This window comes from Bradyrhizobium semiaridum (assembly GCF_020329505.1).
Classification (GTDB): Bacteria; Pseudomonadota; Alphaproteobacteria; order Rhizobiales; family Xanthobacteraceae; genus Bradyrhizobium; species Bradyrhizobium semiaridum.
Genome location: NZ_JAGKJJ010000003.1, coordinates 222,445 through 249,182 on the forward strand (window position 1 = coordinate 222,445; position 26,738 = coordinate 249,182).

Here is a 26,738-nt window from a genome sequence, read left to right on the forward strand (position 1 = left end):
GAAGCGATAATGGTTCATAATTGAAATATTATTGGAGACATCGGGCCGAGGTCTGCAGTGCTCACGCGAGGCGAAAAGCGCTTTCAAGACGCAGGAAATGGAATGCGCGGTGTTTTGCTTCGGCGAACGCCGCGAGCCCGATTGACACCATTTTTGTTTGAGGTCTAAAATTAAATCCGGTCGTTCCGGGTTCCGGGCAAGGCCGAGGAGACGAGCATGGCAGAACGCTCTTTCGCGCGCGAGGTCGAAGACCTCAAGCTCGGCGCCGGCGACGAATTCCGCGGCGAAGGCATCCTCGCCATCACCAAGGCCCTGCTCGAATGCGGCGTCAGTTATGTCGCCGGCTACCAGGGCGCACCGATCTCGCATCTGATGGACGTGCTCGCGGATGCCCAGGACATCCTGTCCGATCTCGGCGTGCATTTCGAAAACAGCGCCAGCGAGGCAACCGCGGCGGCGACGCTGGCGGCGTCGGTGATGTATCCGGTCCGCGGCGCGGTCACGTTCAAGGCGCCGGTCGGCATCAATGTCGCCTCCGACGCGCTCGCCAACCTCACCTCGGGCGGCGTCACCGGCGGCGCGCTGATCATCATCGGCGAGGATTACGGCGAAGGCTCCTCGATCATGCAGGAGCGCTCGCACGCCTTTGCGATGAAATCGCAGCTCTGGCTGGTCGATCCGCGGCCGGACGTCGCCTCGATCGTCAAGGCCGTGCACGACTCCTTCGAGCTGTCGGAGGCGTCGAACACGCCCGTGATGCTCGAGGTGCGGATTCGCGCCTGCCATGTCCACGGCCGCTTCGCCACCCGCGACAATGTCCGCCCGTCATTCCCGCTGTCCCGCGCGCTGGAGCAGCCGTCGCGCGACACCAACCGGATCGTGCTGCCGCCGGCGTCGTACCTCCACGAGAAGGAGAAGATCGAGAAGCGCTGGCCGGCCGCGGTCGAGTTCATCCACGCCCGCGGCATGAACGAGACGTTCGCTGGCGACATCGACGATATCGGAATCATCATGCAGGGGGGCATGTATAACGGCGTCATCACGGCGCTGCGCGAGGCGGGGCTCGCCGACATCTGGGGCGAGACGCGCATTCCGCTTTACGTGATGAACGTGACCTACCCGATCGTCGATGCCGAGGTGATCGAGTTCTGCCGCGGCAAGAAGGCGGTGCTGATGGTCGAGGAGGGTCAGCCGGAATTCATCGAGCAGGCGCTGCACAAGATCCTACGCAACGCCGACATTCCGGCGAAGCTGCATGGCAAGGACCTGTTCCCGATGGCTGGCGAGTACACCGCGCAGGTGATGAGCCAGGCGATCGGCGCCTTCATCCGCCGCTGGCGCGCCGACGTGCTGCCGGACGCGGCACGCGCGCCGAACATCGACCGCGTCGAGGTCGACGGCAAGATCCGCGCGCTCGCCGAGGTGGTGCCGCCGCGTCCGCCGGGCTTCTGCACCGGCTGTCCGGAGCGGCCGATCTTCTCCGCGATGAAGCTCGTGGAGAAGGAGCTCGGCCCGCACCATGTCGCCGCCGACATCGGCTGCCATCTGTTCTCGATCCTGCCGCCGTTCAACATCGGCGCCACCACGATGGGCTACGGGCTCGGGCCCGCGTCGGCCTCCGCCTTCAACATCCCTGCCGGCAAGCGCTCGATCTCGATGATGGGCGACGGCGGCTTCTGGCACAACGGGCTGACCAGCGGCATCGGCAATGCGGTGTTCAACCAGCACGACGGCGTCATCGTCGTAGTCGACAATTACTATTCCGCCGCGACCGGCGGCCAGGACATCCCCTCCTCGCGCGCCGACAACCGCTCGCGCTCGACCAAGCATCCGATCGTCGAGGCGGTGAAGGGCGTCGGCGCCACATGGGTGCGCCAGATCGACCGCACCTACGACGTGACGCGGATGCGCGACACGCTGCGCGAAGCGCTGACCACGGAGCAGAAGGGCCCGAAGATCATCGTCGCCTCCTCCGAATGCATGCTGAACAAGCAGCGCCGCGTCAAGCCGCTGGCGGCGGCCGCCGCCAAGCGCGGCGAACGCGTCGTGCGCGAACGCTTCGGCGTCGACGAGGACGTCTGTTCCGGCGACCACGCCTGCATCCGCCTCTCGGGCTGCCCGTCGCTGTCGGTGAAGCCGACCAGCGATCCGCTCAAGGACAATCCGGTCGCCGCCGTCGACAATTCCTGCGTCGGCTGCGGCCATTGCGGCGAGGTCGCCGATGCCGCCGTGCTGTGCCCGTCGTTCTATCGCGCCGACATCGTTTCCAATCCGACCGCGGCTGAAGTGTGGTTCGACCGCCTCTGGCGGCGGATGATCGGCGCCTTGCAGCGCCGGCGGGCCGGACGGCGCATCATGTTCACCCAGGAGACGGCATGAACGTCTCGGTCGCACCCATCTCCGTCGGCCTCAGCCAGGCCCGTCCGATCAGCATCGCGGTGCTGGCGATGGGCGGCCAGGGCGGCGGCGTGCTGGTCGACTGGATCGTCGCGCTGGCCGAGCGGCGCGGCTGGTACGCGCAATCGACGTCGGTGCCCGGCGTCGCCCAGCGCACCGGCGCCACGATCTACTATATCGAAATGATCGCGCCCGACCCGAGCCGGCCGCACCGTCATCCCGTGCTGTCGCTGATGCCGGCACCGGGCAAGGTCGATATCGTGATCGGCGCCGAATTGATGGAAGCCGGCCGCGCCATGTTGCGCGGATTGGTCTCGCCCGACCGCACGCTGCTGATCGGCTCCTCGCACCGCTCGCTCGCGGTGATCGAGAAGACCGCGCCCGGCGACGGCACCGCCGACGCATCACAGGTCTACGAGGCCGCCAACGTCGCCGCCAACCGCTTCATCGCGTTCGACATGGCCGAGATTGCAGATAGCACCGGCAGCGCGGTCTCCGCGGTGCTGTTCGGCGCGCTGGCGGGCGCTGCTGCCCTGCCCTTCACGACCGAGGATTTCGAAGCCACGATCCGCGCCGCCGGCGTCGGCGTCGATGCCAGCCTGCGCGCCTTCGCCGCCGGCCGCGAGCGCGCCGCCGCTGAGCTCAAACAGGATCCGAAGATCAAGCCGGCGGCAAAGCCGCCACTCGCTAAACACTATCCAAAACTCGAGCCGATCGGCGATGCCGGCTACGACGCGCTGGTCGCGCGGGCGCTGCACCTGCCGGCTGAATTGCACGGCATCGTCGCGGCTGGCCTGCAGCGCGTGGTCGATTTCCAGGACGTCGCCTATGGCCAGGACTATCTCAATCGGCTGGAGGCCATGCCGCGTGACGCGCTCGGCCTGATGCAGGCGTTTGCCAAATATCTCGCCATCGCGATGGCCTACGACGACGTCATCCGCGTCGCCGATCTCAAGACCCGCCCCGGGCGCTTCGATCGGGTGCGCCGCGAGGTGCGGGCCGGCGACGACCAGGTGCTCGCGATCACCGAGTTCTTCCATCCGCGGATCGAGGAGATGGCGGGACTGCTGCCGCCGCGGCTCGGCGAGAAGCTCGAACGCAACGCGCGCCTCGCCCGGCTCATTGATCGCGGGCGCAAGCTGCGCACCACCGGACCGCTGGCGTTCCTGCTGCTCTATGGCGTCGCGGGCCTGCGCCGCTTCCGCCGCGGCACGCTGCGGCATGCCCGCGAGATGCGCCACCTCGAGGATTGGGCGCAGCGCGTCCGGACATTCGCCGCACATGACCTCGCGCTCGCGACCGCCGTTTGCGAGGCACGCCGTCTGGTCGGCGGCTATTCGGATACGCATTCCCGCGGCGAATCCAAGTTCGACAAGGTGATGCGCGCGGCCGACCGCCTCGCCGGCCGCCCTGACGCCGCCGAATGGGTGCAGCGGCTGACCAGGCTTGCGCTCAAGGACGCCGATGGTGCCGAGCTCGACGGCGCGCTGCGCACAATCGAGACGCTGTTCGAGGACACCTGACGATGGATCGCTTCGAAGTCGTGGTGTCGAAGGCCGAGGCGCTCACGTCCCGTGTGCGGGAGTTCGTGCTTGCCCGCGCCAACGGCGCGCCGATGCCGGGCTGGGCCGCCGGCGCCCATATCGACGTCCATCTGCTCGATGTCGGCCGCCGCTCCTACTCGCTGATCGAGACCACTTCGCCGCGCGCCACCGAGCATCCGACCTCCTATCGCATTGCCGTGCTGCAGGAGAGCAAGGGCCAGGGCGGCTCGGCGTGTATGCACAATCTCAAGGTCGGCGATCGCCTCGAGATCTCACCCCCGGCGAACAACTTTCCGCTTCATGCCGGCGCAGGCGAGGTCGCGCTGGTTGCCGGCGGCATCGGCATCACGCCGCTGCTGACGATGGCCTGCGAGCTCAGTACCGCGAAGCGGCCGTTCTCGTTCCACTATGCCGGTCGCAGCCGCGCCGAGCTCGCTTTCGTCAGTGAGGTGGAGCGCCTGGCCGGCGGCAATGCGACCATTCACGCCGATGACGAAGCCGGCCGCTTCTTCGATCTCGAGGGCGTGATGACGCGGCTCGCGCCCGGCGTGCCGCTCTATCTCTGCGGCCCGCTGCCGATGATCGAGGCGGCAATCGCGCTGGCCAAGCGGCTGGACTGGCCGCAGGGCCGGCTGCATTTCGAGATCTTTACCGCGCCCGAAGAAAAGTCCGGCGACAGCAGTTTCGAGGTCGAGCTGAAGAGCAGCGGCCGCGTCTACGAGATTCCGCCCGGCAAGACCATCCTGGACGTGCTGATCGAGGCCGGCGAGGACCCGATGCATGACTGCAAGCGCGGCGATTGCGGCATCTGCCAGACCGCCGTGATCGAGGGCATCCCGGATCATCGCGATTACATCCTGAGCGACAGCGAGAGGGCGTCGAACAAGGTGATGCAGATCTGTGTGTCGCGCGCGAAGACAGCGCGGCTCGTGCTCGACCTGTGATGGAGGAACGCATGTCCCGATATGCCGGCAACTCGGCGGCGATCCGCGCGCTGGTCCGCGACCACGAAGTCCACCGCGACATCTATGTCAGCGAGGAAGTGTTCCAGCTCGAAATGGAGCAGATGTTCCCGAACAGCTGGGTCTATGTCGGTCACGACAGCCAGGTGCCCAACCCCGGCGATTATTACGGCACCACGATCGGCACCCAGCCGGTGCTCATGGTCCGCCACACCGACGGCACCGTGCGGGTGCTGTTCAACCGCTGCCCGCACAAGGGCACGCGCATCACCTCCGAGACCTGCGGCAACACCGGAAAATTCTTCCGCTGCCCCTATCACGCCTGGAGCTTCAAGACCGACGGCTCGCTGCTCGCGATCCCGCTCAAGAAGGGCTACGAGAACACCGGCTTCGAGCAGAGCCAGGCCGCGCGCGGCATGACGCCGGTGCGCCACGTGCACAACTATCGCGGCTTCGTGTTCGCTAAGATCAACGACGGCGGGCTCGATTTCGAGGAGTTCTTCGGCGACAGCCTGTCGAGCTTCGACAACATGATCGACCGCTCGCCGGTCGGCCAGCTCAAGGTTGCCGGCGGCGTGCTGCGCTACATGCACAATTGCAATTGGAAGATGCTGGTCGAGAACCAGACCGACACCTGCCACCCGATGGTGGCGCACGAATCCTCCGCCGGAACCGTGGTCGAGGTCTGGAAGAAGGCTCCGCCCGGCACCAAAAAGCCGATGGCGGTCGAGATCATCGCGCCCTTCATGAGCCCGTACGAGTTCTTCGAGAATATGGGCATCCGGATCTGGGACAACGGCCATGGCCACACCGGCGTGCACCACTCGATCCACTCCGACTATTCGGCGGTGCCCGGCTATTTCGAGAAGATGACTGCGGCCTATGGCGAAGAGCGCGCCAAGGCGATCCTCGGCGAGAGCAGGCACAACACAGTCTACTTCCCCAACATCATGATTAAGGGCCCGATCCAGCTGCTGCGGCAGTTCAAGCCGATCGCGGCCGACAAGACGCTGGTGGAGTCCTGGACGTTCCAGCTCGTCGACGCGCCCGACCTCCTGCTCGAGCGCACGCTGATGTACAACCGCCTGATCAACGCGCCGACCTCGATCGTCGGCCACGACGATCTCGAAATGTACGAGCGCGCCCAGGAAGGCCTGCATGCGAACGGCAATGAGTGGGTCAACCTGCAACGCCTCTACAGTCCCGATGAAGCCGGGCAGACCAATGTCGCGGTCAACGGCACCAGCGAATGGCCGATGCGCCATCAATTCCGGGCCTGGACCAAGTTCATGACGATGGGGATGTGAGATGACTGACGTCAGCGAAGCCCCGCTGCAGAATGCCGTCCCCACCGATCAGGACCTGATCGATTTCGTCATCCGCGAGGCGCGGCTGATCGATCAGCAGCGCTTCGACGAATGGCTCGACATGTATGCCGACGACGCCTTCTACTGGATGCCGCTGGAATGGAACCAGACCGACCCGCGGCTGACCTGCTCCTTGATGTACGAGGACAAGCTGCTGCTCTCGATCCGGGTCGAGCGGCTCAAGGGCGCGCGGACCTTCAGCCAGAAGCCGAAGAGCCGCTGCCACCACGTGCTGCAAACGCCGCAGGTGGATTCGCGCGACGCCGCCGCCAACAGCTACGTCACCTGGACGCCGCTGCACTATATCGAGACCCGGATGGACGAGCAGACGCTCTATGCGGCCTGGGCGACGCATCATCTGAGTGTCGAGAACGGCAGGCTGAAGATCAAGCTGAAGCGCGTCGACCTGGTCAATTGCGATGCCGCGTTCGGCAACATCCAGCTCTTCATGTAGGGGACGATCAGCGTGGCCAACTACACGGCAATCGTCAGCGGCGGCAATACCGGCATCGGTGCGGCGATCGCGCGCGGCCTGCTCGCCGACGGATATGAGGTGATCTCGCTGTCGCGGCGCAAGCCGGACTGGAGCGACCCGAAGCTGACGGCCTACGAGGTCGATCTGCTGGATGTTGCGGCGACGCGACAGGTGACCGCCGAGATCGCGGCAAAGGTCGCGATCACCCATGTCGTGCACAATGCGGGCGCGATCCGTGCGGCGCAGCTTGAAGAGGTCAAGGACGAGGACGTCGGCGCCCTTGCGCAGCTGCACTTCGGCGCCGCGATTGCGCTGGCGCAGGCGGCGCTGCCGTCGATGAAACAGGCGCGCTTCGGCCGCATCGTGCTGCTTTCGTCCCGCGCTGCGCTTGGCGCCGTCACCCGCACGGTCTATTCGGCCACCAAGGCTGGCATCATCGGCATGGCGCGGACCTGGGCGCTGGAACTCGCCCCGTTCGGAATCACCGTCAATGTGGTGGCGCCGGGTCCGATCGTGGATACCGAGATGTTCGAGAGCGTGATGTCGCCGGACTCCGACCGCGCCAAGGCGCTGGCGCGCGCGATACCGCTCGGCCGTCTCGGCAAATCCAGCGACGTGGCGCGCGCCGTCAGTTTCTTCAGTTCACCGGATGCCGACTTCATCACCGGACAAACGCTTTATGTCTGCGGCGGAGCCAGCATCGGGTCGATTTCCATCTAGCTCGGTGAGCACGCCCGCCATGGACGCCACGGTCAAGCGAAAGGCCCGATCCCCGAAGAGCGCACGCCCGCCGCCGCTGCTCGCGGTGGAGCCGGTGCAGGAGTCCGATGGCGCGCATCTCGAGCTGCGCATCTGGTTGCGCCTGCTCTCCTGCGCGACAAGGATCGAGAAGGCGCTGAACGCTCGCCTGCGCAAGGAATTCAACACCACGCTGGCTCGCTTCGATCTGCTGGCGCAGCTTGCGCGCAAGCCCGAAGGCGCCAGCATGTCCGAGGTTTCCGACCTGCTGATGGTCTCCAATGGCGCCATCACCGCGCTGGTGCAGAAGCTGGAAGCCGATGGATTGATCCATCGCGAAGTTTCCTCCGAGGACCGCCGTACCTTCCGCCTGCGGTTGTCGCAGGACGGCGCCAAGGAATTCGGCCGGATGGCGCGCCGTCACGAGGAATGGGTGATCGCGCTGATCGGGGAGCTGTCGCCTGTTGCGCAGTCGGATCTGCTGCAACATCTCACCTTGCTCAAGCGCCGCCTCGACAAGTACACCTGACGATAGCCGTTTCAGGTTATTTCTTCAGCTCGGTGTAGAGCTGCATCACCCGCTGCGGCAGCACCTCGATCCGCGGCACGCGAAACGCGCGGCGCTCGCCGAAGATGCGGTCGAGCTGGGCAAATCGTCCGCCGCCGATCCCGAATGCGAAGATGTCGATGCCGCGCCGGCGCAACTGCTGCACCGCGCGCCGCGCGTCCTCGGTGAGATATTGCGGGTCCGGCGCATCGATATCCGACGGCTCCCCGTCCGTGAGAACGACCAGCACCTTGCGGAACGCGCGGCGCTCGGCGAGGTAGCTGCCGGCGTGGCGCAGGGCGGTGCCGAGCCGCGTCGAATGGCTGCTGCCGATGCCAGCGAAGCGGGCGCGCACCACCGCATCCATCGGCTCGTCAAAGCTCTTGATGCGAAGGTAACGCACGCGTTCGCGGCCATCCGAGTTGAAGCCGTGCACCGCGATCGCGTCGTTGGCGGTCTCCACCGCCGCCGCCATGATTGCGGCCGCCTTGCGCTCGACATCAAGCACGGTGCGGCCGGCACGGTCGCGATCGGCGGTCGATTGCGAGAGGTCGAGTCCGGCGCATCGCGTCGCTGTCGATCGGCAAATCGAACGGCTTTCCCGACGGCGCGGCATCCGCTTCAAGAACGGTCGTCCAATCCATCCGCTCGGTGCCCGCGGCATAATCCCATTCCGGATAGGTTGCGACCGGAAGTCCGTCCGGCAGCGCCACCGCGCTGGCGCGCGCGCGCAGCGTCTCATCGGGTCTGGCGGCATCGTCGGTGGACTGCCCGCTCGCGTCCTCGCGCCGCTCGATCCGCACGGAATCGACGGCAAGCTCGATCGTCTCGGCCGGGGCATCGGGCTGGTCGCCGAAATCCCACAGAGCGAGATTGTCGTCGCGATACGCAGGCTCGACGATATAGCTCCTGGCGTTGAACTGCAGCCGCATCTGACCGATGTCGTTGCCGAGCAGCCCGCCGATCTCGCGGCTGATGGCAGGCTCGGTCCAGCGATCGGATGTGGCGGCAAACAGCGCCCGCCCCTTGGCCACCCACGCATCCGGATCCTGATAGTCGGGATCGATCAGCGCCCGCGCCAGCCGGACCATCAATCCCGCCGCAGTGGCCTGGCCGGAGGGCGCCGCCGTGTGGAACGGCAGCCAGAGCCGCCGCAGGCCGGGCATCTCGCGCAGCGCCAATGCCTCGACCCTGGCATCCTCGATCAGCGACACCAGCGCGATCTGCAATGCCTTCAGCCGGCCGACGGGGAAGCGCTCGGTGGAATGAACGAGATGCGCGCCGGCATGCGCAACGGCTGCGAGATAGATCTGATCGGCACGCTGGCCGTCGAAGCCGGCGAAGGTCTCCGGCAGTCCGACGAGACCGGCCGCCAGCGAGGTTCGTCGCGGCACCGGCGTCGGCGCAATCGCCAGCTTGCGGAAGCGCGGCTTCCTGTTCCACAGCGCGACCATGGTCGCGGCGAGACGCTTCTCCAGCCGTGCAAAATCATCGCCGGTCCGGCCGAGTGCGAACAGGCGCGCCGAGAGCGCGTCGTCCAGCGCGAAGTAAGCCCGCCGCCGCGCCGCGCGGCCGCCGCTGGCGCGCAACCCGGCGGAGACCCAGGCCGAGAAATCCTCGGCGCCGGCATGGCTCAACAGCTGCTCCAGCCGGTTGATGGCAAGGCCGACGGATTCCGGCCCGGCGTCGGCGAGCTGGCAAAGTGCCGCAAGAACGGCCGATAGCTCTTCGGCATTTCCGAGCCGAGGCAGGACTTTCGACAATTCGGTCAGCGCCGCGTGAGCAATCCGGCTTCCGGCGCCGCGGCCGATATCGGCAACGCCGCGTCCGATTGCGAGGAGATCGTGGACCGACCGCTGCGCCGGCCAGTGCTCGGACAGCCGGAGAAAGCCGAGGACCACGGCCTCGCCGAGATTGGCCTCGAAGAGACCGCGCACCACCACGTCCCAGATCGCAAGACGGCCGGCCAGCTCGGGGCGGCGCTCCAGCGCCGCGCGCGTCGCCTGTACCGCCGCGCCGATATCGTCATGGCCGCGCAGCAGCGCCGCGAGCCTGCGGCCCGAACGGACATTCTCCAGTGAGCTGATTTGCGCGCCCGCCACCCGCCACCTCAGGCACAGGCTGAGATCACGTCGCGCAACGTGTTCCTGGTGTCCGCATCGTCGGTCAAGGGAACGACGATCGTGGTCTCGCAGGCCTTGTCGAGGCTGATGCCATAGCCGATCATCCGGCCGGCATTGACCAGCATCCGGGTCGACGCCCCCTCGTCGAGCCCCTGCCCTTTCAGGTTGCGGCTGTGCGCGGCGATCTTGACCAGCAGGTCGGCGATTTCAGGCTCGATACCGGCCTCGCGCGAGACTACCTCGATCTCGACCGCGTGCTCGGGATAGCCGAAATCCAGCGCCGCGAAGCGCTGCTTGGTAGATTCCTTGAGGTCCTTGATCGCGCTTTGATAGCCGGGATTGTACGAGATCACGAGCTGGAAATCGGAATGGGCGTGGATCAATTCGCCGCGCTTTTCCAGCGGCAGCACGCGGCGATCATCCGTCAGCGGATGGATCACCACCGTGGTGTCCTGCCGCGCCTCGACGATCTCGTCGAGATAGCAGATCGCACCGAGCCGCACCGCCGTGGTCAACGGCCCGTCGCTCCACACGGTACCCTGGGCATCGAGCAGCCAGCGCCCCACGAGATCTGCGGCCGTCATGTCTTCGTGGCAGGCCACCGTGATCAGCGGACGGCCGAGCCGCCAGGCCATGTACTCGATGAAGCGGGTCTTGCCGCAGCCGGTGGGCCCTTTCAGCATCACCGGCATACGGCTCGCATAGGCCGCGCTGAACAGCTCGACCTCATCCCTGAGCGGCCGGTAGTACGGCTCGTCGCGGATGCGGTACTGATCGAGCAGGAGTGCGGGATTGGACAAGCTCACGCCTCCCATGATCGCGCAGCCGGCCGTTCGCAACCAATCGTCATCACGATGCGAGCAGCTCCTTGAGCCTGGCATCGATGAAGGCGACGTCGACCGGATTGGTGCCCGGTCCGCCCGCGAAATGTCCCCAGATCGACGGCACCGGCACGAGTTTGGCGTTCGGCATGTGTGCGACTTCGAACTCGCTATCTTCCGGCGGGAAGTAAAGGTCGGTCTGCCCCGGCATCACATAGGTCTTGGCCTTGATGGCGCCGAGTGCGGCCTTGAAGTCGCGCTTGTAGATCTCGTTGTCGCTGATGTCGCCGTTCTGCCAGGTCCACAGCATGGCCAGCAGGTTGTTGGGATCCTTCGGCAGGAAGAAGCCCTCCCAGAACGCCACCAGGAAATCCTCCAGCGACGAATAGCCCATCGTCTTGATGTCGAGCTGCTCGCGATAGAAGGCCTGCGAAAAGCCCCAGCCGGCATAGACCCGCGCCGCGGCGCGCAGGCCGCGGGCCGGCTTCTCGGTGTACCAGCCCTCCTTCCAGGCGGCATCCGCAGTGAGTGCGGCCTTGACGCCTTCGAGGAACACGAAGTTGTGGCGCGAGCATTTCGCCGAGCCGCAGAACGGCGCCAGCAGGTCCATCATGTCGGGATAGAGCGCGCCCCAATGGAAGGTCTGCAGCGCGCCCATCGACCATCCGACCACCAGTCGGATGTGCTCGATACCGAATTTCTCCGACACCAGCCGGTGCTGGGCCCGGACGTTGTCGTAGGCCGTCACCTGCGGGAAGCGCGGCCCGTTATACGGCTCCGGCGTATTGCTCGGCGACGACGACAGGCCGTTGCCAAGCATGTTGGGAATGATGATGAAGTATTTTGCGGGATCGAGCGCCATCCCTGCGCCGATCAGCCATTCATTGTCGTAGTGCTGGCCGGAATACCAGGTCGGATAGACGATCACATTGTCCTTGGCCGCATTGAGCTGGCCGAAGGTCTTGTAGGCGAGCTTGCAGTCGCGAAGCGTCGCGCCGCGTTGCAGCGTGACATTGCCGAGATCGTGGATCTGATAGTCGACGCTCATTGCCGCGTCCTTCCCATTTCATATGTCATCGACCGGCGAGAGCGCCGGCGCGATGTGCCGCGCCGGCGCAGTTCGCAGGCGCATGGCCTCAGCGATGCGCGACCTTCTGGTTCGGAATGCCCTCGATCGGACATTCATCGGTGCCGACGGTCGGACGGGTCATGGCTTCGACCATTTCCCGGGTGCCTTCGGGGTCCGTGATCCAGTTCTTGTAGAACGTGTAGGGGCAGACCGCATGACCGCGGTCGCCGTCGCCGGAGTTGATCAGGCCGGTATAGCCGCGATGCATCAGCTTGAAGAGATGATTCTGCGACTGCATGTTGCGGCGGGCATCGCGGATCAGCGACACCGACATCTGGGCATACTGGATGCCGTTCTCCTCGGTGCCGCATTCGCCGAGCGTCCGGCCGTCGAAGCCGATCAGCGCCGAGTGGCCGAAGTAGGAGTAGACGCCGTCGAAGCCGGAGGCGTTGGCAACCGCGACGTAGCAGTTGTTGGCCCAGGCCATCGACTTCGAGATCTGGATCTGCTGTTCCTTGGCCGGATACATGTAGCCCTGGCAGCGGATGATCAGCTCGGCGCCGCGCATCGCGCAGTCGCGCCAGATCTCCGGATAGTTGCCGTCGTCGCAGATGATCAAGCTGATCTTCAGCCCCTTCGGCCCATCCGAGACGTATGTGCAATCGCCGGGATACCAGCCCTCGATCGGCACCCAGGGCATGATCTTGCGATACTTCTGCACGATCTCGCCCTTGTCGTTCATCAGGATCAGTGTGTTGTACGGCGCCTTGTTGGGGTGCTCCTCGTGGCGCTCGCCGGTCAGCGAGAACACACCCCAGACCTTCGCTTTGCGGCAGGCATCGGCGAAGATCCGCGTCTCCTCGCCCGGCACCGACGACGCCGTCTCGTACATCTCCTTGGAGTCGTACATGATGCCGTGGGTCGAATATTCCGGGAAGATCACGAGGTCCATGCCCGGCAGGCCGAGCTTCATGCCCTCGATCATCTTGGCGATATTGCGGGCGTTATCCAGCACTTCGGCCTTGGTGTGCAGGCGCGGCATCTTGTAATTGACCACGGCAACGCCGACCGTGTCCTTGCTGCTCGATATGTCTCCATGCAACATGTGTCTCGACTCCCTTTCAAGTGGACGATAGTGCCGGCTACACCGCCATGTGCAGCTGGATCAGATCATCGGTGAGTTCACCGATTTCGCCCTTGGCGACGACGCGCCCCTTCTCCAGCAGCGCGAAACGGTGCGACGCGCGGCGGGCAAAGGCGACATTCTGCTCGACGAGAACGACCGTGATCTTGTGCTCGCGATTGAGTTTCACGATCACGTCCTCGATCTGCTCGACGATGTTCGGCTGGATGCCTTCGGTCGGCTCGTCCAGCAGGATGACCTTGGGTTGGGCGAGCAGCGCCCGCGCAATCGCGAGCTGCTGCTGCTGGCCTCCGGAGAGATTGCCGCCATAGCGGTTGAGGAATTCCTTGAGCACCGGAAACAGCTCGAGCACCCAGTCCTCGATGCCATTGGCCGAGCGCGCGGCGAAGGTGCCGAGCGTCAGGTTCTCCCGCACCGTGAAGCGCGGCAGGATGCCGCGTCCCTGCGGCACATAGGCGATGCCGGCCTTGGCGCGCTGGTGGGTGCGCAGAGCGGAAATGTCGGCGCCGTCGAGCGACAGCCGTCCGGTGACCCGGTCCATCAGGCCGAGGATGCTGCGCATCAGCGTCGTCTTGCCGACGCCGTTGCGGCCGAGCACCGAGATGAACTCGCCGCTGCCAACCATCAGGTTGATGCCCTGCAGGGCGCGGCTGTTGCCGTAGAAGGCGTCGATATCGGAAAGCTCAAGCATGGCTGATGCCTCCCGATCCGAGATAGGCGCGCCGCACCTCGGGGTGCGCCTCCACCTCGGCCGCGGTACCTTCGGCGAGCATCTGGCCCATATGCATCACCGAGATCACGTCGCCGATCGCCTTCACGAAACCCATGTCGTGCTCGACCACGATCAGCGTGTGCCTGCCCTTCAGCCGCGCGAACAGCTCGGCGGTCTTGCGGGTTTCCTGCGCCGTCATGCCGGCGGTGGGCTCGTCCATCAGGATCAGCTCGGCATCCTGGGCGACCAGCATGCCGATTTCGAGCCATTGGGTCTGGCCGTGCGAGAGATAGGCGGCGGGCCGGTCGAGCTGCTCGGTGAGTCCGACCAGCTCGGCGAGCCGCTCGACATGCGCACCGCCGGCATTCCTGACGTCCCAGCGCAGATTGCCGACCACGCTGGTGCGGCGTGCCCGCGCCACTTCGAGGTTCTCGCCGACCGTAAGCTCGCGGAACACACTCGGCACCTGGAACTTGCGGCCGACGCCGGCGCGGGCGATCTCGTACTCCTCGAGGTCTTGCAGCGCCGTTCCGGCGAACGTCACGGTGCCGCCGCTCGGCTTGACCTTGCCGCAGATGATGTCGAGCGCCGTGGTCTTTCCGGCGCCGTTCGGCCCGATCAGGCAGCGCAGTTCGCCTTTGCGCACGCGCATGTTGAGGCCGTTGATCGCCTTGAAGCCGTTGAAGCTGACGGAGACGTCGTTGAGGTCGAGATGAGCGGTCATGTGCTGCCCTCCGTCTGGCCGACGCCCTGCGCAACGCCGCCCGCGGCCTGCCGGCGCTGCACGATCCAGCGCCAGACCACTTGCGCGAGGCCGGCGAGGCCCTTGGGCAGGAACAGCACGACGAGCACGAACAGCGCGCCCATCACCAGCGTCCAGGTTTCCAGGAACGCCGCGGATTCCGACAGCGCGCCCTGCATGCCTGCCACCAGCACCGCGCCGAGGAACGAGCCGACCAGGCTCTGCCGGCCGCCGACCGCACACCACACCACCACCGACAGCGACAACTGCACGCCGAGGAAGGTCGGCGAGGCGAACTCCATCACCACGGTGTAGAGCATGCCGGCAAGCCCCGCGATCGCCGCCGACAGCGCGAACACGAAGATCTGGTACAGCGCGACGTCGTAGCCGAAATAGCGCACCCGGCTTTCGTGATCGCGGATCGCCTGCACGATCAGGCCGGCCCGCGACTTGGTGAACGCGAAAGCAACCAATAGGCTCAGCATCATGCATCCGGCGACGAGATAGTAGGTGGCGCGGCCATAGGCATCGAAGGCGACGCCGAAGATCTCGAGCTGGGCGAGATCCGTGATGCCGTTGAAGCCGCCGGTGTAGCTCTGCTGATCGATGATCACGAGATTGATCACCACCATGGTGGCGAGCGTGATGATCGAGACGTAGACGCCGGTGACGCGGCCGCGGAACATGAACCAGCCGAGCGCCGCCGCGACCAGCGCCGGCACGATCATGCCCGCGGCGATCGCGAACGGCAGCGAGCGGAACGGCACCCAGAACCAGGGCAGCGCCTGCACATTATTCCAGACCATGAAGTCCGGCAGGCCGCTCGCGCCGGTATGCACCGGGATGGTCTTGAGCTTCAGTGCCATCGCCATCGCGTAGGAGCCGAGCCCGAAGCTCATGGCCTGGCCGAGATTGAGGATGCCGCCGAATCCCCAGGACAGGCCGAGCGAGATGGTGAGGATGCCGAGCACCAGATAGCGCGCGACCTTGTTGAGCAGGAAGTCGTTGTTGAGCAGCACCGGCAGCGCGAACACCAGTGCGCAGACGATCAGCAGCGGTGCCAGTTGCGCCGTCAGGCGCTGCAATCCGTTCGAGGTGGAACCATTCAAGGACATGGACAAGCGATCTCAGGCCCGCACGCGTGCGGTGAACAGCCCCTCGGGGCGGAAGCGGATGAGCACGACGATGGCGAGCAGCACGATCGCCTTGGCCACGGTGTCGTTCTGCAGGAAGGCGATGCCGCCGGAGAGCTCGCCGAGGATGAAGGCGCTCGCCACCGTGCCGGCGAGGCTCTGCACGCCGCCGAGCACGACCACCATGAATGCATCGACCACATAGCCGGTGCCCATGTCGGGCGACACGCTCTTGAGCGGCGACACCAGCGCGCCGGCAAGCCCCGCGAGCCCGGCACCATAGGCAAAGGTCAGCGCATAGACCCGCTTGGCGTTGACGCCGAACGAGGCCGCCACCGAACGATCCTGGATGATGGCGCGCAGCTTCATGCCGACGGTGGTGCGGTTCATCAAGAGCCAGGTCGCCGCGAACAGCGCCAGCGACACGATGAACAGGAACATCCGATAGGACGACACCGACAAGCCGAACAATTCCATGCTGCCGGATAGAGCCGGCGGCAGCTGCACGTAGCGCAGCTCGCTGCCGACCATCAGCCGCACCGCCTGCTGCAGCATGATGCCGACGCCCCAGGTCGCAAGGATCGTATCCAGCGGCCGGTTGTTGAGCAGGCTGAGCACGAAGCGCTCGATCACCCAGCCGAACGCCGCGACCACGAGGAAGATCGGCACCAGGCTCGCCAGCAGGCCGAGCCCGAGATAGGTGTGAAACACCCAGGCCGCATAGGCGCCGAGCATCACGAACTCGCCATGGGCGAGATTGATGATGCCCATCGAGCCGTAGATGATCGACAGGCCCAGCGCCACCAGCAGCAGGATCGAGCCGATGCTGAGGCCGGTGATGATCTGTTCGATGAATTGGTCCACGCCGGAATCCGTTCTTCAGGATACGCTTTGCGACATGCCGGCCGCCGGCGCGCACGCCGACGGCCGTCGTCAGCTCTTCTCGACCAGGCCCTTCTCGGTGCAGGACTGCCCGGGATAGGCCGCGTACGGCACCGGCTTCAGCCACTCCTTGGCCTCGACGAGGATTTCGAACTGGCCGTCCGATTTGGCTTGCGCGATCTTCGGCCACAGCCAGGTGTGGAGATTTTCCGCCTCAAGGCGAACCTTGCCTTGCGGCGCGATGGTCTCCTGTCCCTTCACAGCGTCGCGGATGTTCGGCGGCGTCAGGTCGCTGGTCGCGAGCTTCTCGACCGCCTGCTTGAACAGATAGGTCTGGAAGTAGCAGGCCTCCGACACGAAGTGTGTCACCTTGTCGGCGCCCCAGCGCTTCTTGTAGGCCTCGACGAACTTCTGGTTCTCCGGCGATTTATGCACCATGAAATACGGCGCCGAGGTGAAGTGGCCGGCGGCCGCCTCGCCGCCCATCGCCGCGACCTCGTTCTCCGACGTGGTCAGGCTCGCCATCGGCATCTTCTCGGGATCGAGACCGGCGGCGCGATACTGGCGATGCAGCGCGACCACGGAATCGCCGACCACGGTGGAGAAGATCACGTTCGGCTGGGTCGAGCGGATCTTGTTGATGACGGAAGAGAATTCCGAGTGGCCGAGCGGCACATATTCTTCCGCGACGACCTCGCCGCCGTATTTCTCCAGCAGCTTCTTGCAGTAATTGTTCTCTTCCTTCGGATAGATGTAGTTGGAGCCGATCAAGTAGAACTTCTTGCCGAACTTCTTGATCAGCCAGGGCACGAATTCGTCCTGCTGCTGGTTCGGCACCGCGCCGGTGTAGATCACGTTCTTCGAGCACTCGCGGCCCTCGTAGAGCGTCGGATACCAATAGAGATTGTTCTGCCGCTCGAACACCGGCAGCACCGCCTTGCGGCTCGCCGAGGTGTAGGAGCCGAACACGCTGACGCATTTGTCGCCGACGACGAGCTTGCGCGCCTTCTCCGAAAATGTCGCCGGATCCGACGCGGGGTCCTCGACGATGGGCACGATCTTGCTGCCTTTGATGCCGCCGGCCGCGTTGATCTCCTCGATCGCCAGCAGCGTCGCCTTGTTGAGCGATTCTTCGATGATCGCCGTCGTTCCGGTCAGCGAGAACAGCACACCAACCTTAATCTCGCCGCCGGCGGCGTAAGCGAGATCGGCATTCTTGATCCAGATGTGCGGAAACCCGGCGCCGGCCAACGCGCCGAACGCCGCCGTATTTCGCAGTAACCTCCGCCTCGAAATGCTCATCCCTAGCTCCCTTCAGGACTGAAAAAACAAAAAGCCCTCCCGATGCGCGCTGACGCGAGCATTGGGAGGGCTTTGTTGCCGGTTGTGTCGAGGGCGGCGCTGTCGCCGCCGGCCCCGCTATTGGGGCTTACTGTTGATGATCGTAGCCAAGCAGTTCGAACGAGTCAACAATTGCCGCGGCGACCGCGCTCGCCGACACGCGGCGATCCATCGCCTGCCGCCGGATGAAGCCGTAGGCTTCGGTTTCCGGCATCTGCCGCGTCGCCATCAGGATCGCCTTGGCGCGTTCCACCGTGCGCATCGAGCGAAGATTGTCGTCGAGCTTCTCGATCTTGCTGCGCAGCCGCCGCTCATAGCCGTACTGGCTGCGCGCCAGCACGAGGCTGGACAGCACCGCGTTCGGCGTGAACGGCCGCGGCAGGATCGCATTCGGCGTCGCATGACACAGCGCGTCGGCATGAATGGCTTCGCTCGCCGGCAGGATCACGACCAGCGCGGAGCGCGCATCGCCGGGAATCCACGGCAGGCGCCGCGCCAGATCGGGCGAATATTCGCAGTACACCACGTCGGCATCGGCCGGCACGCTCTCCGGCATCGGCCACACCTGGCGGACGCGCATCCGAAAGCGCTGCAATTCGCGCAGCAGCATGCCGATCTGATCGTCGACCGGGGCGACCACCACGGCGGAGAGATCGGCAAGCTCCTGCACCATGGTCTTTCGTCCGCCCGGCTCCCGGCTGGCCGACGCCTTGCGCGACATTTCGTTCATTGGACGCTTCCCGTTTGCGTTGCGCGACCATACCCGATCAGGAACGGATCGGCGTGCACCGGCTCCTTCGACTGGCGCACGACGTCGAACTGTCCGTGATTGTTGGCACGCCCGATGCGGGTCCACAAGTCGGTATGGCCCGACATCGGATTGACGGTGACGGCGCCCTGCGGTGCCTCGAAGCTCGAGCCGAACACCATCGAGCGCAGCACTTCGGTGTCGAGCGTGTTGACCTGCTCGAGCGCCTTGGCGAACAGCCGCAGCTGGAAATACGACGCCTCGGCGCACATGTTGGTCGAGACGTCGGCGCCGAACCGCTTCTTGAAGCGCTGCACAAAGGCCTGGTTGGCGGTGCCCTCGATGCCCTGGAAGTAGGACGCAGCGGTGATGTGCCCCTCGCCGACGTCGAAGCCCATCGCCGCGATTTCGGCTTCCGTTGTCGTCAGGCTGGCGATCGGCGTCTGCTTCGGATCGAGCCCGACATTGGCATAGGCCTGATAGAGAAACACGGTCCCCTCCCCGACGACGGTGGAGAAGATCACGTCTGGCCTAACCCGCTTGATGTCTTGGATGATCGGCAGGAAATCCTGCCAGCGCGCATAGACGTTGACGTAGCGCTCGCCGACCACCGAGCCGCCATTGGCCTTGAGCAGTTCGCGCATCACGCGGTTGGATTCGCGCGGGTAGATGTAATCCGAGCCGACGAAGTAGAACCGCTTGCCGAAATTGTCCATCAGATAGCGGCACAGCGCGAGGCTGTTCTGGTTCGGCGATGCGCCGGTATAGATGACGTTCGGCGACGCCTCGAAGCCCTCATAGAGCGTCGGATACCAGAGCAGGCCGTTGAGCCGTTCGACCACCGGCAGCACGGCCTTGCGGCTCGACGAGGTGTAGCAGCCGAAGATGGTGCTGACCTGGTCCTCGATCATCAGCCGCTTGGCGTAATGCCCGTAGGCCGATGAGTCCGAACCTGGATCATAGGCGACCGGAACCAGTTCGCGGCCGCAGACCCCGCCGGCCTCGTTCACCTCCTCGATCGCGAGCTGCGTTCCCTGGAACTGGGTCTCCTCGATGACAGACATGAAGCCGGTCCGCGAGAACAGCACCCCGATCCGCCATGGCGCGGAGGTCGCTTGCGTAAGGTTCGACATGATCAAGCCCTCGACGGAGCTGGAGGGACGAGAGTGGTTGTTGTTCTTGTTGCTCTCGAACAGGATTGCCGGCCGCGGAGAATTGCACGGCCTCCGCCGCCAGACAAGGACCGAACATTGTGCGCTGGTGACGAAAACGGAGGCAAGCGAAGTGTCGTCCGGACGCAATCAACCGGCGTGATGCATGGCGCGACGCCTATCTCTGGTAGACGCCCTGACCAATTCGCGCATCAGGCGCGCTGCCGTTGCGCGCCCGCATGCTCCTTCGCAGGACCAGGCGCGATCAGCCCGTACAGGAACTGATCGACGATCATGTCTGCGAAGTCAGCCGGCCCGATGCCGCCCTTCGGGTCGTACCAGGTGTGGCTGAAGTTCAGGATGCCGAACAGCATCATGGTGTAGACCTTCTTGGTCCGCTTGACGATCTTGCCCTGCGCGTCGAGCCGCACCAGAAGATCGGAGATGATCTCGACGATCTGGCGCTCGAGCGACTTGATGGTCTGCTGATCGGCCTCGCCGAGGAACGACAGGTCGTTGAGGATGAGGCGCTGCTCCTGCGGCGAACGGGCGTTGAGCTCGACGATGGCGCGGATCGCGCTGCGGAATTGGTCCAGCATCGCCGGCCTTCCGGCGATCGCGGTCTCCACGTCGGCGATCATCTGCCGCACATGGGCATCGAGGATCGCGAACAGGATGGCTTCCTTGGAATCGAAGTAGTGATAGAGCGCGCCGCGCGATAGCTTGCAGGCGTCAGCCAGTTCGCCGATCGAGGCCCGCATGTATCCCTGCCTGGCGAACAGGTCGCACGCGGCGCGCAGGATGCCGCGCTGAATGTCGTCGTAATTCTCCGAACGCGTCCGCGCCATTCAAAGTCTCTCAGTCCCGGCGGCCGCCGAATCCGCCGCGCCTAAGGAATTCTCTATACCAGCGCCACCGCGAATGCGCGCATGGCGAAGGCGTTTGTGCGTCCGGCGCTGCGACATCGACCGGCCTGCTCCCGTTCAAAAATAATTTGAACGGACAGTCGGATTATAATATCATCCCGGTCGAGTTCGCAACAACGCACCGGCTCAACCGGCGGCTCATGGGAGGGTTTCTGGTGGCTGATCAACGGGTTGATGCTGTCGTCATCGGTGCCGGCGCAGGCGGCCTGTGCGCGGCGGCGCGGCTTGCGCATGGCGGGCTGCGCACGCTCGTGGTGGATGACAGGGATCGGCTCGGCGGCCGCGCCTCGAGCGAACAGATCGACGGCTTCACCGTGAACATCGGCGCCATCGCGATCGAGTTCGGCGGCGTCTTCGAGGAGACCTTTCATACAGTCGGCGTGCCGCTCGACATCCGCGCGCCGGAGCCGGCGAGCTCGTTCCTGATCGACGGCAAGCTGGTCGACGTCGGCCGCGGCGGCTGGTCGCTGCTGCTCGGCCAATTGACCAAGCAGGCCTCCCGCATCCTGGAGAAATTCGCCGACGCACGCTCGGGCAATCTGCCGGACGGCCGGCAATCCACCGAAGACTGGCTGAAGGGCTACACCAGCAACGCGACGGTGCACGCCCTGTTCCGCAATCTCTGCGCGGCGATCTTCGCCTGCAACGCCGCCGAGCTGCCGGCCCGCGCGTTCCTGACCTATTTCACCAGCAAGGGCGCCTTCAAGCGCTTCGGCTTCTGTCCGCAGGGCACGATCGGCGTATGGAATGCGCTGGCGACCGCCGTTCAGCGCAACGGCGAGATCTGGCTCGGCACACCAGCCACGCAGATCCACATCACCGACGGCCGCGTTGCGGGCGTCACCGTGCGACGGGACGGCCAAGTGCTCCGCATCGACACCGATCTCGTCATCAGCAACGCCGGACCGAAGGCCACCGTCGCGCTCGGCGGAGAGGCTGCGTTCCCGGCCGATTATGTCGAGAAGGTCAGGCACACGCTGCGGCCGGCGGCCAACATCGTGATCAATATTGCGAGCCAGGAGCCGCTGCTCGGCCATCCCGGCATCGTCACCTTCGGCAAGACGCGGCGTCTGTGCAACATGGCGAACCTGACGGCGACCTGCCCCGAGCTCGCCCTTCCCGGCTGGCATCTCTATGTCGCCTATGCCGTTCCGGTGCCGGCGCTCGGCGACTTCGACTCGGATGCCGAGGTGGCGCTGGCGCTCGCCGATCTGCGCGAGCAGTTTGCCAATTTCGATCAGGCGAAAATCCTCTCGATCCGCGTGATGCGCGACGAGTGGCCGGCCCAGCGGAGCTGCGCCGGCTACGATCTGCCGCGCGAGACCGGTGTCGAGGGACTGTGGTGCGTCGGCGATGCCGTGAAGCAATATGGCAATGGCGGCACGCAGGCCTGCGCCGAAACCGCCAAGCTCGTCACCGACGCAATATTGGCGGCACGCCCGCGCCAGCAAATCGGCAGGGTGTGAGAGCGATGCTGACCACAGACCGCAAGACCACAGCGGATGAAGCGGCGGCGCCCGACCGCGCGCCGCTGCTCGAATTCCGCAACGTCCGCATCGTCTACGACAACGCGATCGAAGCCATCCGCGACGTATCAATCGCGGTGCCCGAAGGCGGCATCGTCGCCCTGCTCGGCTCCAACGGTGCCGGCAAGTCGACCCTGCTCAAGGCAATGTCCGGCATCCTCTACACCGAGGAGGGCGAGATCGAGAGCGGCGCGATCCGCTTCCAGAACGAGGACGTCCACCATTTGTCCCCCGATGCGCTGGTGCGGCGCGGCCTCGTCCAGGTGCCGGAAGGACGGCGCGTCTTTCCTGCCCTGACCATCGACGAGAATCTGCAGATGGGCGGCTACACCAGGACGGCGGCGGAGGCACGCGAGCGGCGCGACAAGGTCTTCGCGCTATTCCCGCGCCTGTTCGAGCGCCGCGACCAGATCGCCGGTTACATGTCCGGCGGCGAGCAGCAGATGCTCGCGATCGGCCGCGCGCTGATGACGGACCCGGTGCTGCTCGCGCTCGACGAACCCTCGCTCGGGCTCGCGCCGCTGATCATCGACCGCATCTACGAGATCATCATCCGGCTGCGCGACGAGATGAAGATGACCGTGTTGCTGGTCGAGCAGAATGCGCAGCGCGCGCTCGATATCGCCGATTACGGCTACATTCTCGAAACCGGCCGCGTCGTGCTCGACGGCACCGCCCGGAAGCTGACCGCCAACGAGGACGTCCAGGAGTTCTATCTCGGTGTCTCCGCCACCGGCCGCAAGAGCCTGCGCGACGTCAAGCACTACAAGCGCCGCAAGCGGTGGCTGTCATGAGCGCCCTGCTCACCGTCGAGAACCTGAGCAAGCGATTTGGCGGCCTGCAGGCGGTCGCCGACGTCAGCCTGTCCGTGACGGCCGGCGAGATCTGCAGCGTGATCGGTCCGAACGGCGCCGGCAAGACCACCCTGTTCAACATGATCTCCGGCGTGCTCCGCCCGAGCGGCGGGCGCATCAGCTTCGACGGAATCGATCTTGCAACCGTCTCGCCGTGGCGCTTCGCGGCCATCGGCATCGGCCGCACCTTCCAGAATCTCGCGCTGTTCAAGCACGGCACCGTGGTCGAGAACATCCTGACCGGCCGCCATGCCCATCTGCGCTCGACCGTGCTCGATGCCATCATCCACTTCGGCCGCACCCGCACCGAGGAAATCGCCGCGCGCCGGCATGTCGAGCGCATCATCGAGTTCCTCGAGATCGAGCAGATCCGCGACGCCGTGGTCGGCACCCTCTCCTACGGCCAGCAGAAACGCGTCGAACTCGCCCGCGCGCTCGCCTGCGAGCCGAAGCTGCTGCTGCTCGACGAGATGGTATCCGGGATGAACCAGGAGGAGACCGAGGATATCGCCCGCTTCGTGCTCGATATCAGGGACGAGCTCGGCATCACCGTGCTGATGATCGAGCACGAGATGCGGATCGTGATGGATATTTCCGACCGGGTGCATGTCCTGAATTTCGGCCGCAAGATCGCGGAGGGCACGCCCGCCGAAATCCGCAACAGTCCTGCGGTCGCGGAAGCCTATCTCGGCCGCCAGCGCGCCGATCAAGCGGCAGGGGTGAGCGCCTGATGTCGACCCTCGATACGCTGCGGACCGTCCATCCATCGGTGCAGGCAGACGCTGCACCGTTTGCGCGTGCGGACGCCGACCCGCTGCAGGACGCGCTGAAGGATGCCGCGATCACCGTGCCGCAACTTCTGCGCCGCCGCGCGGCGATGCATGGCGACAAGCTCGCCTTGCGCGAAAAGGATTTTGGCATCTGGAATCCCTATTCCTGGAGCCACTATTACCAGACCGCGCGCGCCGTCGCGCTCGGTCTGCTCGCGCTCGGCATCAAGCCCGGCGACCGCGTCGCCATTGCCGGCGAGAATACGCCAGAATGGTTCTACGCCGATCTCGGCGTCCAGATGATCGGCGCCGTCGCGGTCGGCATCTACCCGACCAATCCCTGGGTCGAGCTGCAATACATCGTCCGGCACAGCGGCGCCCGCGTCGTCGTCACCGGCGACCAGGAGCAGACCGACAAGGTGCTCGATGCGATGGCCAATAATGGCGGCCTGCCGGCGCTCGAGGCGATCGTCTGCGTCGACATGAAGGGCATGCGGCACTACCGGCAGCCGAACCTGATGTCGTTCGAACAACTGTGCGAGCGCGGCACCGTGCACGCGCGCGAGGTGCCAGACGCGGAAGCCACGCTTGACCGCCTGATCACGCAAGCCTCGCCCGACGATGTCAGCATCTTGGTCTACACCTCGGGCACCACCGGTCCGCCCAAGGGCGCGATGCTCACGCACCGCAATCTGGTCTATGCGGCCTACACCTATGCCGTGACGGTCGGCATCGCCGACAAGCCGTTCGAGGCCGTCAGCTACCTGCCGCTGTGTCATGTCGCCGAGCGCTGCTATGGCGAGGTTATGCATCTCGTGCTCGGCGGCACCGTCAGCTTCGCGGAATCGATCGACACCGTCGCGATCAACATCCGCGAGATCGCGCCGACCTTCTTCGTCGGTGTGCCGCGCATCTATGAGAAGCTGCAACAGGGCTTCCTCTTTCGGCTCGGCGAGAGCGGCAAACTGCGCCAGCGCCTGACCAGGGCCTGCCTCGCCTGGGGCCGCACGCTGTCGGACCGCCGCCAGGAGGGCACGACGCGCTGGACCGATCGCCTCGCCTATGCCGCGCTCTACCTCGTGATGTTCCGCAACATCCAGCGCCATCTCGGCTTCGCCTACAGCCGCCACCGGCTGTGCGCCGGCGCGTCGATCTCGCCCGAGACGCTGCGCTTCTTCGACATCGTCGGGCGGCCGGTCTCGCAGGGCTATGGCCTTACCGAATCCGGCGGCGTCGCCTTCGTCCAGACCGGCAGCCACCACCGGCTCGGCGGCTGCGGCATTCCGATGGCGCAGACCGAGTGGAAGCTCGACAGCGACGGCGAGATCCTGCTGCGCAACCCCGGGGTCTTCAAAGGCTACTTCCTGGATGAGAAAGCCTCCAGCGCATCGATCGAGCCGGGCGGCTGGCTGCGCACCGGCGACATCGTCGAGCTGCTCGAGAACGGCGAGATCGCGGTGGTCGACCGCAAGAAGGCGATCATCATCACCGCCGGCGGCAAGAACATCGCGCCGTCAGAAATCGAGAATGCGCTGAAGGACTCCGAATACATCAAGGAGGCGATCGTGGTGGGCGAGGCCAGAAAATATCTCGGCGCGATCGTCCAGGTCGACTATGAAAGCGTCGGCCGCTGGGCCCGCGACCGCGCCCTGCCCTACACCAACTACAAGTCGCTGTCGCAGCTGCCCGAGGTCCACGAGCTGGTCGAGCGCGTCGTCACCGACACCAATAAGCGCTTCGCCCGCGTCGAGAACATCAGGCGCTTTGCGATCCTGGAGAAGGAGCTCGATCACGACGACGGCGAACTGACCGCCACCCAGAAGGTCCGGCGCGCCATGATCGAAAAGAAGTTCGCGCGCGAGCTCGCGCTCATCTACCCCGCGGAGGCCTGATGCAATATTTCTTGCAGCTGCTGATATCCGGGCTTGCGATCGGCGCCATCTACGGCCTGATCGCGATGGGCTTCGCCGTGATCTACAAGTCGACCGGCCTGGTCAATTTCGCCCAGGGCGAGATGACCATGATCGTGGCCTATATCGCCTGGACCGTCTCCACGACCGGGAGCGGCAATATCTTGGTCGTTTCGCTCGCCGCCATCCTCGCCGCTGTTAGCCTCGGCCTAGTCATCGAGCGCGTCGTGATGCGGCCGATGCTCGGCGAGCCGGTGTTTGCCACCGTGATGGTGACGATCGGCCTTGCGGTGATCCTGCGCTCCTCGATCAATTTCATCTGGGACGCCTATCCGCACGGCCTCGACATCGGCGTCGGCCGCGGCATCGTCCGGGTCGGCGGCATCGGCGTCCGCACCGGCCAGATCGCCGTCATCGCAACGCTGTTGCTGCTGCTCGCGGCGATCTGGGCGTTCTTCCGCTACAGCAAGACCGGCGTCGCGATGCGTGCCGTCGCCGCCGACGACCGCACCGCGCTGCTGATGGGCATCAGCGCGACCAGGGTGCATGCCCTCGCCTGGGCGGCCTCGTCGGTGATTGCAGGCATTGGCGGGGTGTTCTTCGCGCTGTCCTACGACCTGTCGCCGGCCATGTTCCAGCTCGGACTGAAGGCGTTTCCGGCCACCATCCTCGGCGGCCTCGATGCCGTGCTCGGCTCCGGCATCGGCGGCCTCCTGATCGGCCTCACCGAGAATTTCGCCGGCGGCTATATCGGCTCCGGCATGAAGGAGGTCGCGGGCTTCGCGATGATCATCGTGGTCCTGATGATCCGCCCGTTCGGCCTGTTCGGCGAACGCGACATCGAGAGGGTCTAGGG

Annotated in this window: 25 protein-coding genes; 12 read left to right on the top strand and 13 right to left on the bottom strand. The window is 65.4% G+C overall.

Translation table 11 applies throughout. From position 1 onward, the window contains the following. Positions 1–216: 216 nt before the first annotated feature. From J6500_RS05710 to J6500_RS05740, 7 genes are read left to right on the top strand one after another with little or no spacing between them, the layout of a single operon-like run. On the top strand, positions 217–2,379 hold the full coding sequence (locus J6500_RS05710; RefSeq protein ID WP_225711693.1) for a thiamine pyrophosphate-dependent enzyme: 2,163 nt from the start codon (positions 217–219) through the stop codon (positions 2,377–2,379). Then, positions 2,376–3,920: an indolepyruvate oxidoreductase subunit beta family protein gene (locus J6500_RS05715; RefSeq protein WP_225711694.1), complete on the top strand. Its 1,545-nt coding sequence runs from the start codon at positions 2,376–2,378 to the stop codon at positions 3,918–3,920. The genes J6500_RS05710 and J6500_RS05715 overlap by 4 nt, the downstream gene beginning before the upstream one ends. Before the next feature lie 2 nt (positions 3,921–3,922). Beyond that, positions 3,923–4,885: a PDR/VanB family oxidoreductase gene (locus J6500_RS05720; RefSeq protein ID WP_225711695.1), complete on the top strand. Its 963-nt coding sequence runs from the start codon at positions 3,923–3,925 to the stop codon at positions 4,883–4,885. Positions 4,886–4,896: 11 nt separating this feature from the next. Then, entirely contained in the window at positions 4,897–6,210 is a 1,314-nt protein-coding gene (locus J6500_RS05725) for an aromatic ring-hydroxylating dioxygenase subunit alpha (RefSeq protein WP_225711696.1), read from the top strand. A 1-nt stretch (position 6,211) separates the two neighbouring features. Next, positions 6,212–6,724 carry an aromatic-ring-hydroxylating dioxygenase subunit beta gene (locus J6500_RS05730; RefSeq protein ID WP_225711697.1) on the top strand — a complete coding sequence of 171 codons (513 nt, stop codon included), beginning with the start codon at positions 6,212–6,214 and terminating at the stop codon, positions 6,722–6,724. A 12-nt stretch (positions 6,725–6,736) separates the two neighbouring features. Then, positions 6,737–7,465: an SDR family NAD(P)-dependent oxidoreductase gene (locus J6500_RS05735; protein WP_225711698.1), complete on the top strand. Its 729-nt coding sequence runs from the start codon at positions 6,737–6,739 to the stop codon at positions 7,463–7,465. A gap of 19 nt (positions 7,466–7,484) precedes the next feature. Next, positions 7,485–8,012 carry a MarR family winged helix-turn-helix transcriptional regulator gene (locus J6500_RS05740; protein ID WP_225711699.1) on the top strand — a complete coding sequence of 176 codons (528 nt, stop codon included), beginning with the start codon at positions 7,485–7,487 and terminating at the stop codon, positions 8,010–8,012. 16 nt (positions 8,013–8,028) lie between these two features. Here the strand turns inward: J6500_RS05740 and J6500_RS05745 are convergent, their stop codons facing one another. From J6500_RS05745 to J6500_RS05805, 13 genes are all read right to left on the bottom strand, one after another. Continuing rightward, positions 8,029–8,538 (bottom strand): VWA domain-containing protein, encoded by a 510-nt coding sequence (locus J6500_RS05745; RefSeq protein ID WP_225711700.1) that lies wholly within the window; start codon positions 8,536–8,538, stop codon positions 8,029–8,031. Beyond that, a complete protein-coding gene (locus J6500_RS05750) occupies positions 8,531–10,132 on the bottom strand; it encodes a hypothetical protein (RefSeq protein WP_225711701.1) in 1,602 nt (533 codons plus the stop codon). Before J6500_RS05750 ends, J6500_RS05745 begins: the two co-directional genes overlap by 8 nt. A gap of 8 nt (positions 10,133–10,140) precedes the next feature. Next, on the bottom strand, positions 10,141–10,968 hold the full coding sequence (locus tag J6500_RS05755) for a CbbQ/NirQ/NorQ/GpvN family protein (RefSeq protein WP_376707756.1): 828 nt from the start codon (positions 10,966–10,968) through the stop codon (positions 10,141–10,143). A gap of 34 nt (positions 10,969–11,002) precedes the next feature. Further along, complete coding sequence (locus tag J6500_RS05760; RefSeq protein ID WP_225711702.1) at positions 11,003–12,022, bottom strand: alpha/beta fold hydrolase; 1,020 nt, start codon at positions 12,020–12,022, stop codon at positions 11,003–11,005. A gap of 88 nt (positions 12,023–12,110) precedes the next feature. Further along, on the bottom strand, positions 12,111–13,148 hold the full coding sequence (locus J6500_RS05765) for an aliphatic amidase (RefSeq protein WP_225711703.1): 1,038 nt from the start codon (positions 13,146–13,148) through the stop codon (positions 12,111–12,113). A 37-nt stretch (positions 13,149–13,185) separates the two neighbouring features. Beyond that, complete coding sequence (urtE, locus tag J6500_RS05770) at positions 13,186–13,878, bottom strand: urea ABC transporter ATP-binding subunit UrtE (RefSeq protein ID WP_225711704.1); 693 nt, start codon at positions 13,876–13,878, stop codon at positions 13,186–13,188. Then, positions 13,871–14,623 carry an urea ABC transporter ATP-binding protein UrtD gene (gene urtD, locus J6500_RS05775; protein WP_225711705.1) on the bottom strand — a complete coding sequence of 251 codons (753 nt, stop codon included), beginning with the start codon at positions 14,621–14,623 and terminating at the stop codon, positions 13,871–13,873. The genes urtE and urtD overlap by 8 nt, the downstream gene beginning before the upstream one ends. Further along, entirely contained in the window at positions 14,620–15,756 is a 1,137-nt protein-coding gene (gene urtC, locus J6500_RS05780) for an urea ABC transporter permease subunit UrtC (protein WP_225711706.1), read from the bottom strand. The genes urtD and urtC overlap by 4 nt, the downstream gene beginning before the upstream one ends. 12 nt (positions 15,757–15,768) lie before the next feature. Beyond that, positions 15,769–16,638 carry an urea ABC transporter permease subunit UrtB gene (gene urtB / locus J6500_RS05785; RefSeq protein WP_225711707.1) on the bottom strand — a complete coding sequence of 290 codons (870 nt, stop codon included), beginning with the start codon at positions 16,636–16,638 and terminating at the stop codon, positions 15,769–15,771. Positions 16,639–16,707: 69 nt separating this feature from the next. Then, positions 16,708–17,958, bottom strand: coding sequence for a transporter substrate-binding domain-containing protein (locus J6500_RS05790; protein ID WP_225711708.1), 1,251 nt, complete (start codon positions 17,956–17,958; stop codon positions 16,708–16,710). A 127-nt stretch (positions 17,959–18,085) separates the two neighbouring features. Beyond that, a complete protein-coding gene (locus J6500_RS05795; protein WP_225711709.1) occupies positions 18,086–18,727 on the bottom strand; it encodes an ANTAR domain-containing response regulator in 642 nt (213 codons plus the stop codon). Then, positions 18,724–19,878 carry a transporter substrate-binding domain-containing protein gene (locus J6500_RS05800; RefSeq protein ID WP_225711710.1) on the bottom strand — a complete coding sequence of 385 codons (1,155 nt, stop codon included), beginning with the start codon at positions 19,876–19,878 and terminating at the stop codon, positions 18,724–18,726. The genes J6500_RS05795 and J6500_RS05800 overlap by 4 nt, the downstream gene beginning before the upstream one ends. Positions 19,879–20,108: 230 nt before the next feature. Beyond that, positions 20,109–20,744 carry a TetR/AcrR family transcriptional regulator gene (locus J6500_RS05805; RefSeq protein ID WP_225711711.1) on the bottom strand — a complete coding sequence of 212 codons (636 nt, stop codon included), beginning with the start codon at positions 20,742–20,744 and terminating at the stop codon, positions 20,109–20,111. A gap of 233 nt (positions 20,745–20,977) precedes the next feature. Here J6500_RS05805 and J6500_RS05810 point away from each other — a divergent pair, with 233 nt between their 5' ends. From J6500_RS05810 to J6500_RS05830, 5 genes are read left to right on the top strand one after another with little or no spacing between them, the layout of a single operon-like run. Further along, positions 20,978–22,288 carry a phytoene desaturase family protein gene (locus tag J6500_RS05810; RefSeq protein WP_225711712.1) on the top strand — a complete coding sequence of 437 codons (1,311 nt, stop codon included), beginning with the start codon at positions 20,978–20,980 and terminating at the stop codon, positions 22,286–22,288. A gap of 5 nt (positions 22,289–22,293) precedes the next feature. Continuing rightward, the gene (locus J6500_RS05815) at positions 22,294–23,142 is read left to right on the top strand and encodes an ABC transporter ATP-binding protein (RefSeq protein WP_225711713.1); all 849 of its coding nucleotides are present in this window, start codon (positions 22,294–22,296) and stop codon (positions 23,140–23,142) included. Next, positions 23,139–23,933 carry an ABC transporter ATP-binding protein gene (locus J6500_RS05820; protein WP_225711714.1) on the top strand — a complete coding sequence of 265 codons (795 nt, stop codon included), beginning with the start codon at positions 23,139–23,141 and terminating at the stop codon, positions 23,931–23,933. The genes J6500_RS05815 and J6500_RS05820 overlap by 4 nt, the downstream gene beginning before the upstream one ends. After that, the gene (locus J6500_RS05825; protein WP_225711715.1) at positions 23,933–25,864 is read left to right on the top strand and encodes an AMP-dependent synthetase/ligase; all 1,932 of its coding nucleotides are present in this window, start codon (positions 23,933–23,935) and stop codon (positions 25,862–25,864) included. The genes J6500_RS05820 and J6500_RS05825 overlap by 1 nt, the downstream gene beginning before the upstream one ends. Beyond that, complete coding sequence (locus J6500_RS05830) at positions 25,864–26,736, top strand: branched-chain amino acid ABC transporter permease (protein ID WP_225711716.1); 873 nt, start codon at positions 25,864–25,866, stop codon at positions 26,734–26,736. The genes J6500_RS05825 and J6500_RS05830 overlap by 1 nt, the downstream gene beginning before the upstream one ends. Positions 26,737–26,738 lie beyond the last annotated feature (2 nt).